Here is an 11,476-nt window from a genome sequence, read left to right as displayed (position 1 = left end):
TCCACCGGAGGCATTTAGTGAACCCATGAATGAGCATATGACAGGAATGTCACATTGTCTAGCCCGTTTGTAAATTGGCTGTCACGGGCTTTGTCGGCCGGGAGTTCGGCGGTGCGGGGGCACTTTGCTGGGGTCTTCAGCGGTAGCGGGGGGCACTTTGCCGGGGTCTTCGGCGGTAGCGGGGGGCACTTTGCCGAGGTGTCCGGCCGTGCGGGGGGACTTTGAACCACTCGTGGGGGATCTCCGGTCTGGGTAGCGGCGTGTCCGTGTCGAAGTGCCCCTCGGCCGCGCCCGGGTTATCCACATAGGTCAGCTTCAGGGGACCGCGCCGGTCGCGGGCGGGGCACATTGGCGGAATGAACATCGCCTCCTTCTTGGCCTCGCGCGGCGGACCGGCCAGTTCAGCCGACCTCCGGCGGGCAAGATTCACGCGCTACCGGATCGCCCAGGCCGTGGCGGAGGGCGCCATCGTCAGAATCCGTCGCGGACATTACGTGCTAGCCCGGGAAAGCTCAGCAGGGAGGATGGCCCGCGAGGCCGGCGGGTTGCTGACTTGTCTCTCCGCGGCGCCCGCTTACCGGTTGTGGACGCTGGTCCCGGCGTCGGAGCTGCACCTGTGTGTCGGGCACCGAAAGACCCCGCCCGGCACCGTGGCACATGGCCGCTGCCGGCATCCCCGGCACGAGTGGCTTCCCGTTGCCGGGCTGGCCGACGTCCTGATCCATGCCTTGCATTGTTTGCCGGAATTGGAGGCGCTGGTTATGGTCCAGAGTGCGGCGGGCCGCGGGGACATCAGCCTGCCATTCCTTCGCGGCAAACTCACGGGCAACCGCAACGCGCGCGCCAGGGCGGTGCTGGACCTGGTCATTCCCCGCGCCGACTCGCTGCTGGAAGTTCTCGCCAACACAGTCTTCCTGCGGGCCGGGCTGCGGGTGCGCAGGCACGTCGAAATCCCCGGCGTGGGTGAGGTGGACTTCCTGGTGGAAGACTGCCTCATTGTGGAGACCGACGGTGAATCGCATCTGGAGCCGCGGCAGGTCAAGAAGGACAGAGGCCGGAACAACGCCAGCCTCGTGGGCGGCTACCTGGGGCTCCGATTCGGCTGCGACCTCGTCGTCCACCACCCCGAGCGGATGCTCGCGCAGGTCCTCGCTGTGCTGGAGCAGCGACGCCGGGGTGCATTCGCGCCGTAGGAGCGGACCGCGACGGCCGCCCGGGGCTACTTTGGGGGCTCATTGGGGGATTTCCGGGGTGGGGCGCGGCGTATCCGTGTCAATGTGCCCCCGGAACGCTGAGCCAGGAGTTCGGGGCGGTGACAGATGTCCTTGCGGCGTTGGAGTCCCGCCCGAGCACCCCTGGGAGGCTCGCGATGCTGGAGAACCGGCGTCGGGGTCTGTGTCGGCTGCGAAGCGAGGGCGCGGCGGCCGTCCGGGGCTACTTTGGGGGCTCATTAGGGGATTTCCGGGGTGGGGCGCGGCGTGTCCGTGCCAAAGTGCCCCCGGAAGGCCGGGGCCAGGAGTTCGGGGCGGTGACAGATGTCCTTGCGGCGTCGGAGTCCTGTGGGGGCACCCCTGGGCAGAGTGGCTGGGATGCTCACGGTGCTAAAGCGCCGGCGTCGGGGTCTGTCTTGGCTGCGAGGCGAGGGCGCGGCGGCCGGCCGGGGCTACTTTGAGGCCTGATTAGCGGACCACCCGGCCCGGCGGCGGCGCGTCCGTGTCAATGTGCCCCCGGAAGGCCGGGGCCAGGAGTTCGGGGCGGTGACAGATGTCCTTGCGGCGTCGGAGTCCTGTGCGGGCACCCCTGGGCAGAGTGGCTGGGATGCTCGCGATGCTGGAGCACCGGCGTCGGGGTCTGTCTTGGCTGCGAGCCGAAGCCGCTGCGGCCGGCCGGGGCTACTTTGAGGCCTGATTAGCGGACTACCGGGCTCGACGGCGGCGTGTCTGTGTCAAAGTGCCCCCGGACGGCCGAGGCCAAGGGAGGACCTTAGTCCTCGTCGTCCTCGAAGGCCCACTCAAACATGTCGAAGACGAATTCGGAGAAGGTTCCTTCTTCGCTCTTCCACTGGCCGCGGGCGTTGTTGCGGCGGTACACAATCGGGTCTGGAATGCTGAGGTCGGCCACCCGGAACCCCCAGGTGAACTGCTCCTCCTCGTCCTCGAGGAACATGAGGAAGCCTTCATCGTCGACTTCGAGCTCTTCGGGGTCCCAGAAGTAGTGGTACGCCTCCATGATGTCCTCGCAGCCGCCCACCGCAAGGTAGAACTCCCGCAGCACCGGCGGGACCTGGAACTGGTGCTCGGCAAGGGCCCCATCGAGCTCGTCGGCGGCCAGGCCATCCTCTTCCTGCCATTCGTCTTCGAGATACTTCGGAACAAGCGCGCGGAACTTCTCGAGGAACATGTCAGTCATGGTTCTTATCCTAGCTAATCCCGGGGCCCGCCCTCGGCCGTGTCCAGGCCGAGCCGGTGCCAGCCGCGGACCGCCAGCGGGACGTACCACTTGCGCCGCCACGCCGTCACCCGGAAGGCGAAAACGACGACGGCCACGGCACCGGCGGTCACGGCGTTGAAGGCGCCCGTCACGGACAGCACCACTGTCAGGGCGGCCCCGGTGAACGCCGGCAGCGCATAGATGTCCTTCGGGTCGAACAGCTGCGGCACCTCATTGGCGGTGATGTCGCGCAGCAGGCCGCCGCCCACCGCCGTCGTGACCCCCAGAAGCACAGCCGCCACCGGGTTCATCCCGGCGTCGATCGCCTTGAGGGACCCGGTGATGCAGAACAGCGCCAGGCCGCCGGCGTCGAACAGCACCAGCAGCGAGGTGTTGCGCTGCACACTGGAGAACAGGAAGTACACCAGCACCGTGGCGAGCAGCGGCGGCGCCAGATAGGCCGGGTTGATGAAGGCCGTGGGCGGGCCCGCGTTGATGATGATGTCGCGGATGACGCCGCCGCCCAGGCTGACCACCGAGGCCAGCAGCAGGGAGCCGATGATGTCGAACTGTTTCCGCGCCGCGAGCAGGGACCCGGAGACGGCGAAGAAGAAGACGCCGGCCAGGTCCAGCCAGATCAGGACAGCGCTGAAGGAAAAAGTCATGGAGCGTCCCGGTCGGATCTCGAGGGGCAAATGGGGCGGCTCCAAGGTTACGCTAACGGCTATGAATAGCCCCATCCTGATCGCCTGCGCCCACGGCACCTCCAGCGCCGAGGGCGCTGCCGAAGTCAACGCCCTCCGCGACGGGATCGCCGCGCTGCGGCCGGGCCTCGACGTCCGCGAGGCCTATGTGGACGTCCAGGAGCCCGAGCTGCCGGCCGTCGTCGCGGGCCTGCCGGCGGGGGAGACCGCCGTCGTGGTCCCGCTGCTGCTCAGCGTGGGCTACCACGTCAAGGTGGACATCGCCCGGGCCGTCAAGAGCCGGCCGGGCACCCGCGCCGCTGCCCCGCTGGGCCCGGACCCGCGGCTGGCGGCGCTGCTGGACCAACGGCTCCGGGAGGCCGGCGTGACAGACAACGACGCCGTGATCGTCGCCGCTGCCGGGTCCTCCGACCCCACGGCGGCGCAGAACGTCGAGGAACTCGTGGACCAGCTCCGGGCCCTGCGGTCCAACCGGATCGTGGCCGCGTACGGCGCATCGGCGAAGCCCTCCGTGCCCGAGGCCGTGGCCATGCTCCGCGAGGAAGCCGCGGGCGGCGCAGGGGCGGGCGAATCCGCCGGGGGAGTGGACCTGGGCGGCCGCGTGGTGATCGCCGCGTACCTGCTGGCCCCGGGCTTCTTCCACGACCAGCTGGCCAAGGCCGGCGCCGACCTCGTCACCGCGGCGCTGCTGCCCTCGCCGGTGCTCGCCGAGATCGCCCTGGAACGCTACGACGCCGCGCTCGCCGCGGGCTGACCCGCGTGGCCCGGCGCCCGGACCCCGCGTGGCCCGGCGCCCGGACCCCGCAGCCCCGGGACGCCGCGGGACGCCGCGGGACGCCGCGGCCCGGCGCCGCCGGACGCCGCCTCCCGGAAGCCGCCGTCGGGCCCCGGCGGATGCACACCACCCCCGGCACTTCAAGGCCCTCCGACGCTTCGTGACGATTTATTGCCCAAGGTGACCTAGCGTTTCCGCACCTTTGAAACGGCATTAAAGGCCGCCCTACAGTCGATCCATGACTGATACAGCTCTAGCCGGAGCGTCCCCGGACCAGGCTGCCGCAGGCCGCGCCAAGCGCCCCACTTCCCGTCCCGCCGCAAAGCCGCACGGGCAGTGGAAAGTGGACGGCACCGCGCCGCTGAACGCCAACGAAACCTGGAAGCAGGAGGACAACGGCCTCAACGTCCGCGAGCGTATCGAGTCCGTTTACTCCAAGCACGGCTTCGACTCGATCGACGGAACGGATCTGCACGGCCGCTTCCGCTGGTGGGGCCTCTACACCCAGCGCAAGCCCGGGATCGACGGCGGCAAGACCGCCACGCTGGAGCCGCACGAGCTCGAAGACAAGTACTTTATGCTGCGGGTCAGGATCGACGGCGGCGCCCTCACCACCGAGCAGTTGCGCGTCATCGGCCAGATCTCCGTGGACTTCGCCCGCGACTCGGCCGACCTTACCGACCGGCAGAACATCCAGCTGCACTGGATCCGAGTGGAGGACGTCCCGGAGATCTGGCGCCGCCTCGAAGCCGTGGACCTCTCCACCACGGAAGCCTGCGGCGACGTGCCCCGCGTCATCCTCGGCTCCCCGGTGGCCGGCATCGCCAAGGACGAGATCATCGACCCGACGCCTCTGATCCACGAGCTGGCCGAACGCTTCATCGGCGACCCGGAGCTGGGCAACCTGCCGCGCAAATTCAAGACCGCCATCACCGGCCACCCCAGCCAGGACGTGGTCCACGAGATCAACGACGTCGCCCTGGTGGGCCTGGTCCACCCCGAATTCGGCATCGGCTACGACCTCTGGGTGGGCGGCGCGCTCTCCACCAACCCCATGCTGGGCAAGCGCCTCGGTGCGTTCGTCCGCCCGGACCAGGCCGCCGACGTCTGGCTCGGCGTCACCAGCATCTTCCGCGACTACGGCTACCGGCGCATGCGCACCAAGGCCCGGCTGAAGTTCCTGCTGGCCGACTGGGGCCCGGTGAAGTTCCGCCAGGTCCTCGAGGACGAATACCTCGGCTACAAGCTCGACGACGGCCCCGCGGCCCCGAAGCCCGCCACCCCGGGCGACCACATCGGCGTGCACGAGCAGAAGGACGGCCGGTTCTTCATCGGCGCCACCCCGCTGGCCGGACGCCTCTCCGGGACCCAGCTGGTGAAGCTCGCCGACACCCTGGAATCCCGTGGATCCCGGCGGTTGCGCACCACCCCGCACCAGAAAATCGTGGTGCTCGACGTACCGAAGGACGAGGTGGAACCGCTGGTGGCCGAACTCGACGCCCTGGGCCTCGCCGCCCGGCCGTCCGTGTTCCGCCGCGGCACCATCGCCTGCACGGGCATCGAGTTCTGCAAGCTGGCCATCGTCGAAACGAAGGTCACGGCCGCGACGGCGGTTGCGGAGCTGGAACGCCGCCTGGCCGACCTCGTGGAAACCGGGCAGCTCCCGCAGGCCCTCTCGCTGCACATCAACGGCTGCCCCAACTCCTGCGCCCGGATCCAGACGGCGGATATCGGCCTTAAGGGCATGATGCTTCCCACGCCCGACGGCGACCCCACCCCGGGTTTCCAGGTCCACCTTGGCGGCGGGCTGGCCTCCGACAGCCGCGAGGAGGCGGGCCTGGGCCGGACCGTCCGCGGCCTCAAGGTCACGGCCGGCGAGCTGCCGGATTACGTGGAGCGCGTGGTCCGGAAGTACGTGGCTGACCACACCGAGGACCAGACCTTCGCGGAGTGGGCGTTCGCGGCCGACGAAGGTGACCTGCAGTGAGCAAGCACGCGCTGGGGGTGGACCCCGTCCTCCGCACCCACGACGAGCTGAAGGCCCTCGCCGAGTCCGGCGCCGCCGAGCTCGGCTGGGACGCCCCGGCCCGCGAGGTGATTGCCTGGGTGGCGCGCAACTTCGACCTGCCTGCCGTCGCCGTCGCCTGTTCCATGGCGGACGCCGTCCTCCCGGCGCTGGTCGCGGACCAGCTCCCCGGCGTCGACGTCCTGTTCCTGGAGACCGGCTACCACTTCCCGGAAACCTACGCCACGCGCGACGAGGTGGCCGCGAGCCTGCGCATCAACGTGGTGGACGTGCTGCCGGAGCAGACCGTGGAGCAGCAGGACCGGCTCCTCGGCAAGGACCTCTTTGCCCGCGACGCCGCCCAGTGCTGCGCGCTGCGCAAGGTGGCTCCGCTGCGCCGCACCCTGGCCGGCTACGAGCTCTGGTTCACCGGCGTCCGCCGCGACGAGGCGCCTACCCGCACCAACACCCCGCTGGTCACCTGGGACGAGGCCAACGGCCTGGTCAAGGTCAACCCCGTGGCCGCCTGGAGCTTCGACCAGCTGGTCCAGTACTCCGATGACAACCTCCTTCCCGTCAACCCGCTGCTTTCACAGGGCTATCCGTCCATTGGCTGCCAGCCCTGCACCCGCAAGGTGGCGCCCGGCGACGATCCCCGCGCCGGACGCTGGGCAGGAACCGAAAAGACAGAATGCGGACTACACGTATGAGCACTTTCCTGACTGAGGAGCCCACACAGGTTTCTACACGCCTGTCGTCTTTGGACACCCTTGAGTCTGAGGCGATCCATATCATCCGCGAGGTCGTGGCCGAGTTTGAGAAGCCGGCGCTGCTGTTTTCTGGCGGCAAGGATTCTGTGGTGATGCTGCACCTGGCCACCAAGGCCTTCTGGCCTGGGAAGGTGCCTTTTCCGGTGCTGCATGTGGACACCGGGCACAACTTTCCGGAGGTCATCGACTTCCGGGACCGGACCGTGGAGCGGCTGGGGCTGAAGCTCGTCGTCGGCTCCGTGCAGGAGTTCATCGATTCCGGGGAGCTGGCCGAGCGTGCCGATGGCACCCGGAACCCGCTGCAGACCGTGCCGCTGCTGGACGCGATCCAGCGCAACAAGTTCGACGCCGTCTTCGGCGGCGGCCGCCGCGACGAGGACAAGGCCCGCGCCAAGGAACGCATCCTGAGCCTCCGCGACGAATTCGGCCAGTGGGACCCGCGCAACCAGCGTCCCGAGCTGTGGAACCTCTACAACGGCCGGCACACCGTGGGCCAGCACGTCCGCGCGTTCCCCATCAGCAACTGGACCGAATTGGACGTCTGGCGCTACATCGAGCGCGAAAACATCGAGCTGCCGGGCCTCTACTACGCCCACGAGCGCGAGGTCTTCGCCCGCGACGGCATGTGGCGCGCGGTGGGCGAGGTCTCGCAGCCGCGCGACAACGAACCGGTCATCACCAAGACCGTCCGCTACCGGACCGTCGGCGACATGTCCTGCACCGGCGCCGTGGAATCGGCCGCCGCCACCGTGCGCGACGTCGTCATTGAAGTTGCCGCCTCCACCATCACCGAACGTGGCGCCACCCGGGCGGATGACCGGATCTCCGAGGCCGCCATGGAAGACCGCAAGAAGGACGGCTATTTCTAATGAGCACCGAACTCGATACCGCCCGCGCGGCCGCCCTGCTTGACGAGGCGCCGCTGGCGCACGCTTCGCTGTTCCGCTTCGCCACCGCCGGATCGGTCGACGACGGCAAGTCCACCCTGGTGGGCCGGCTCCTCCATGACTCGAAAGCGATCCTCGCCGACCAGCTCGACGCCGTCGCCCGCACCTCCGCGGACCGCGGCTTCGGCGGGGCCGGCGCAGCCGGTGTTCAAGCGATTGACCTGGCCCTGCTCACCGACGGCCTGCGCGCCGAGCGGGAGCAGGGCATCACCATCGACGTCGCCTACCGCTACTTCGCCACGGACCGCCGCAGCTTCATCCTCGCGGACTGCCCCGGGCACGTGCAGTACACCAAGAACACGGTGACCGGCGCGTCCACTGCGGATGCCGTCGTCGTGCTCATTGACGCCCGCAAGGGTGTCCTGGAACAGACCCGCCGGCACCTGTCCGTGCTGCAGCTGCTGCGCGTGGCGCACGTGATCGTGGCCGTGAACAAGATCGACCTGGTGGACTTCAGCGAGGACGTGTTCCGCGGGATCGAAGCCGACGTGCAGCAGGTGGGCCGCGAGCTCGGGCTGGGCCGTAACGAACTGAACACCGGTGGCCTCGCCGATCTTTTCGTCATTCCTGTCTCCGCGCTCGACGGTGACAACGTCGTGGACCGCTCGGACCGCACACCCTGGTACGACGGCCCTGCCCTGCTCGAGGTCCTGGAGACCCTGCCGGCCGCGGACGAGCTTGAGAGCCACCTGGAGAGCTTCCGCTTTCCCGTCCAGCTGGTGGTCCGACCGCAGGGCGCGCTGGCTCCCGACGCCGTGGCCGCGGGGCTCGACGCCGCGGCGTACCGCGACTACCGCGCCTACGCCGGCCAGATCACCGAGGGGTCCGTGAAGGTGGGGGACAGGGTCAGCGTTCTGACGCCCGGCCAGGACCCGCGCTCCACCACGGTGACCGGCATCGACTTCGCCGGGCATTCGCTGCAGGAGGCCACGGCCCCGCAGTCGGTGGCGATCCGGCTCGCGGACGAGTTCGACGTCGCCCGCGGTGACACGATCGCGGCGGCCGGGACTATCCGTGAGTCGTCGGCGGACCTGTACGCCGCCCTGTGCTGGCTTTCGCCGAAACCGCTTCGCGAGGGCGCGAAAGTGCTGGTCAAGCACGGCACCCGCACGGTCCAGGCGCTGGTGCGGAACGTGACCGGAAAGCTGGACCTCGCCAACTTCCAGCTGGAACCCACCTCCACGCTGGACCTCAACGACATCGGACATGCCCAGCTGCGGCTCGCCGCGCCGCTGCCGCTGGAGAACTACCTGCACCACCGCCGCACCGGGGCGTTCCTGGTGATCGACCCGCTGGACGGCAACACCCTCGCCGCAGGCCTCGTCAAGGACCACCCCGGCGACCACGAGGACGAGCGCTACTCGATCTAAGGCTGCTGCGTGTAGGCATCGGCCAACACTGCCCCGCATGACCGGCGTCGTTCCGCCCGGCCATGCGGGGCAGCGCTGTTTCCGGGCTCACGCCAGGCGATGTGCGCCGGAACGAACCTTGGGCCATAGCACTGCGGACTTGAGGCGCCTAGCATGAAGCTGCCGGGTCCGTAACGGCGGTGGCCTCAAGCAACCGGGCGGCACCTGGGGCGAACCATGGTTGGTCCGCGTCACCAAGGTACGGGAGGCAAAAGGATCATGATCCTGGTAACGGGAGCGACCGGGAACGTCGGCGCCGCGGTCGTCGCGGAACTCGCCGCAAAGGGAGAGCCGGTGCGCGCGTTCGTCCGTGACGCGACGCGCGCGCGGGAGCATCTCGGGGCAAGCGTCGAGCTGGCAACTGGAGACTTCGAGGACACTGCATCGATCGCACGCGCGCTCCATGGGGTGGACGCGGTGTTTCTCTCGTCAGCCGACCACCCGCAAAAAGTGGCGCACGAGACGGCCGTGATCGAAGCTGCGCGTGCGGCCGGGATTCAAAAAATTGTCAAGGCCTCCACGGTCGGCGCCGAGGCAGGGTCGCTGCTTCCTCCCTTCGACTGGCACGGACGAATCGAGGATAACCTTCGCGCGTCCGCGATCCCGTCGGTGGTCCTGCGCTCGTACTATTACATGACCAACCTGCTCGCCTCGGCAGAGCCGGTGCGTCAGGCCGGCAAGCTTTTCGCGCCGCTAGGCGAGGCCCGGATCGCGATGATCGACCCGCGTGACACCGGAGCGGTCGGAGCGGCCGCGCTGGTCACCGACGCTTACAACGGCAAGATCCTCGACCTCAGTGGGCCGGAGCCGGTCACCTACGAGCAGGTTGCCGAGGAGCTATCGAGGGTGGCGGGCCACACCGTCGAGTTCGTCAGCATCCCCGACGAGGCCGCCAGACAGACATTCGTTCAGATGGGCATCCCTGGCTGGCTCCTGGTGCACTTCGAGCATATGTTCCCGCTGCTGCGCAGCGGCTTCATAGCGCAGCCGACGGACACAGTCCGTGCTGTAACTGGCCGCGAGCCGCGTTCCTTCGCGACGTGGGCACGCGACCACGCAGCCGCATTCCGTGGATGAACGAGTCTGCCTCGCGCGGTGAATTGGCGGTGAGGATCCGCAGGCCGGTGCTCCGGGGCTGCGGACCGGGACGGAGGTTCCGTTGGAAGTCATCAACAGCAAGCTTTACAGCTGGGCGTCGATCCTGGATGACAAGACCCGCGAGCAGGCGCTGGCCACCGCGCAGCTACCCGTCATCTGGCCGCACCTGGCGCTGATGCCGGACGCCCACCTGGGCCTGGGCGCCACCGTGGGGTCCGTCATCCCTACCTTGGGCGCCGTGATCCCTGCGGCGGTGGGCGTGGACATCGGCTGCGGCATGATCGCCGTCCGGACCCAGTACGCCGTCGGGGACCTGCCCAAGGACCGGAAGCCGCTGCGGGTGGGCATCGAGCGTGCGGTGCCGCTGTCCGCCGGGCACTACAACCACCGGATCAGCCCCACCGCCGCGCCGCGGATTGCCGAACTGCGGCGCCTTTCGGAAAAGGCCGGCTTTGACCCGGCCCGGTACGCCGCGAACTGGGAGCTGCAGCTGGGATCGCTGGGATCCGGCAACCATTTCATCGAGGTCTGTGCGGATGAGGCGGACACCGTGTGGCTGTTCCTGCATTCGGGCTCCCGCGGCGTGGGCAACAAACTCGCGCAGCGGCACATCGCCGAGGCCCGCAGCGTGGCCCGGAGCCGGCACCTCGCCCTGCCGCACCCGGATCTGGCCTACCTCGAGGAAGGCACTCCGGAGTTTGACCGCTACATCACGGAACTCAGCTGGGCCCAGCACTTCGCCCTGCTGAACCGCGAGGAGATGATGGACCGCGTGGTGCGGCAGTTCGAGGCCTGGACCGGCGGGTCCGTCCGGGAGGCCGAGCGGATCAACTGCCACCACAACTTCACCGCCAAGGAACAGCACTACGGCAAGACCGTCTGGGTCTCCCGCAAGGGCGCCATCCGGGCAGAGGCTGGGGACCCGGGGCTGATCCCCGGCTCCATGGGCACCGCGTCCTACGTCGTCGTCGGGCGGGGGAACCGCGAGTCCCTGAACTCCTCCCCGCACGGCGCCGGGCGCGAGTACTCCCGCAACGCCGCCAGGAAAGCCTTCTCCATGGCCGAGCTAAAGACCGCCATGAAGGGCATCGAGTTCCGGCCCAGCGAGGCGTTCATCGACGAGATCCCGGCCGCCTACAAACCCATTGACCAGGTGATGCGCGACTCCGCGGACCTGGTCACGGTGCGGCACAAGCTCCGGCAACTGGTCAACGTCAAGGGCAACTGACACCCGGATCATCCGCCGCGCGTCCTGGCTCGTTGGGCCCGCATGTGACGCTGCATGAACTCCCGTGACCCCCGGTTTCCGGACCGTTGAACCGGGTTAAGGGCAGTCCC

Annotated in this window: 10 protein-coding genes; 8 read left to right on the top strand and 2 right to left on the bottom strand. The window is 68.8% G+C overall.

The window, feature by feature from the left end; all coding sequences use genetic code 11:
• The first annotated feature begins 761 nt into the window (after nt 1-761).
• On the top strand, nt 762-1,193 hold the full coding sequence (locus ACTWQD_RS06610; RefSeq protein WP_443195345.1) for an endonuclease domain-containing protein: 432 nt from the start codon (nt 762-764) through the stop codon (nt 1,191-1,193).
• Nucleotides 1,194-1,983: 790 nt separating this feature from the next.
• Here the strand turns inward: ACTWQD_RS06610 and ACTWQD_RS06605 are convergent.
• A complete protein-coding gene (locus ACTWQD_RS06605; RefSeq protein ID WP_443195344.1) occupies nt 1,984-2,409 on the bottom strand; it encodes a hypothetical protein in 426 nt (141 codons plus the stop codon).
• Nucleotides 2,410-2,423: 14 nt separating this feature from the next.
• Complete coding sequence (locus ACTWQD_RS06600) at nt 2,424-3,095, bottom strand: trimeric intracellular cation channel family protein (RefSeq protein ID WP_443195343.1); 672 nt, start codon at nt 3,093-3,095, stop codon at nt 2,424-2,426.
• Between the two features lie 61 nt (nt 3,096-3,156).
• Here ACTWQD_RS06600 and ACTWQD_RS06595 point away from each other — a divergent pair, with 61 nt between their 5' ends.
• From ACTWQD_RS06595 to ACTWQD_RS06565, 7 genes are all read left to right on the top strand, one after another.
• A complete protein-coding gene (locus ACTWQD_RS06595) occupies nt 3,157-3,888 on the top strand; it encodes a sirohydrochlorin chelatase (protein WP_443195342.1) in 732 nt (243 codons plus the stop codon).
• 259 nt (nt 3,889-4,147) lie between these two features.
• Nucleotides 4,148-5,896 carry a nitrite/sulfite reductase gene (locus ACTWQD_RS06590; protein ID WP_443195341.1) on the top strand — a complete coding sequence of 583 codons (1,749 nt, stop codon included), beginning with the start codon at nt 4,148-4,150 and terminating at the stop codon, nt 5,894-5,896.
• Nucleotides 5,893-6,624 carry a phosphoadenylyl-sulfate reductase gene (locus tag ACTWQD_RS06585; RefSeq protein ID WP_443195340.1) on the top strand — a complete coding sequence of 244 codons (732 nt, stop codon included), beginning with the start codon at nt 5,893-5,895 and terminating at the stop codon, nt 6,622-6,624. The genes ACTWQD_RS06590 and ACTWQD_RS06585 overlap by 4 nt, the downstream gene beginning before the upstream one ends.
• Complete coding sequence (cysD, locus tag ACTWQD_RS06580) at nt 6,621-7,553, top strand: sulfate adenylyltransferase subunit CysD (RefSeq protein WP_443195339.1); 933 nt, start codon at nt 6,621-6,623, stop codon at nt 7,551-7,553. Before ACTWQD_RS06585 ends, cysD begins: the two co-directional genes overlap by 4 nt.
• On the top strand, nt 7,553-9,001 hold the full coding sequence (locus ACTWQD_RS06575; RefSeq protein ID WP_443195338.1) for a sulfate adenylyltransferase subunit 1: 1,449 nt from the start codon (nt 7,553-7,555) through the stop codon (nt 8,999-9,001). The genes cysD and ACTWQD_RS06575 overlap by 1 nt, the downstream gene beginning before the upstream one ends.
• A gap of 258 nt (nt 9,002-9,259) precedes the next feature.
• Complete coding sequence (locus tag ACTWQD_RS06570) at nt 9,260-10,117, top strand: SDR family oxidoreductase (RefSeq protein ID WP_443195337.1); 858 nt, start codon at nt 9,260-9,262, stop codon at nt 10,115-10,117.
• Between the two features lie 82 nt (nt 10,118-10,199).
• A complete protein-coding gene (locus tag ACTWQD_RS06565; RefSeq protein WP_443195336.1) occupies nt 10,200-11,366 on the top strand; it encodes an RtcB family protein in 1,167 nt (388 codons plus the stop codon).
• The last annotated feature ends 110 nt before the right edge of the window (nt 11,367-11,476 follow it).

Origin of the sequence: Pseudarthrobacter sp. 1C304, from assembly GCF_052245515.1 — a bacterium.
Classification (GTDB): Bacteria; Actinomycetota; Actinomycetes; order Actinomycetales; family Micrococcaceae; genus Arthrobacter.
This window is presented reverse-complemented; position numbering and strand designations above follow the sequence as displayed.

Excerpts from the sequence above, each read along its gene's own strand:
- ACTWQD_RS06610 (WP_443195345.1), top strand. The coding sequence starts at position 762 with ATGGTCCAGAGTGCGGCGGGCCGCGGGGACATCAGCCTGCCATTCCTT.
- ACTWQD_RS06605 (WP_443195344.1), bottom strand. The coding sequence starts at position 2,409 with ATGACTGACATGTTCCTCGAGAAGTTCCGCGCGCTTGTTCCGAAGTAT.
- ACTWQD_RS06600 (WP_443195343.1), bottom strand. The coding sequence starts at position 3,095 with ATGACTTTTTCCTTCAGCGCTGTCCTGATCTGGCTGGACCTGGCCGGC.
- ACTWQD_RS06595 (WP_443195342.1), top strand. The coding sequence starts at position 3,157 with ATGAATAGCCCCATCCTGATCGCCTGCGCCCACGGCACCTCCAGCGCC.
- ACTWQD_RS06590 (WP_443195341.1), top strand. The coding sequence starts at position 4,148 with ATGACTGATACAGCTCTAGCCGGAGCGTCCCCGGACCAGGCTGCCGCA.
- cysD (WP_443195339.1), top strand. The coding sequence starts at position 6,621 with ATGAGCACTTTCCTGACTGAGGAGCCCACACAGGTTTCTACACGCCTG.
- ACTWQD_RS06575 (WP_443195338.1), top strand. The coding sequence starts at position 7,553 with ATGAGCACCGAACTCGATACCGCCCGCGCGGCCGCCCTGCTTGACGAG.
- ACTWQD_RS06570 (WP_443195337.1), top strand. The coding sequence starts at position 9,260 with ATGATCCTGGTAACGGGAGCGACCGGGAACGTCGGCGCCGCGGTCGTC.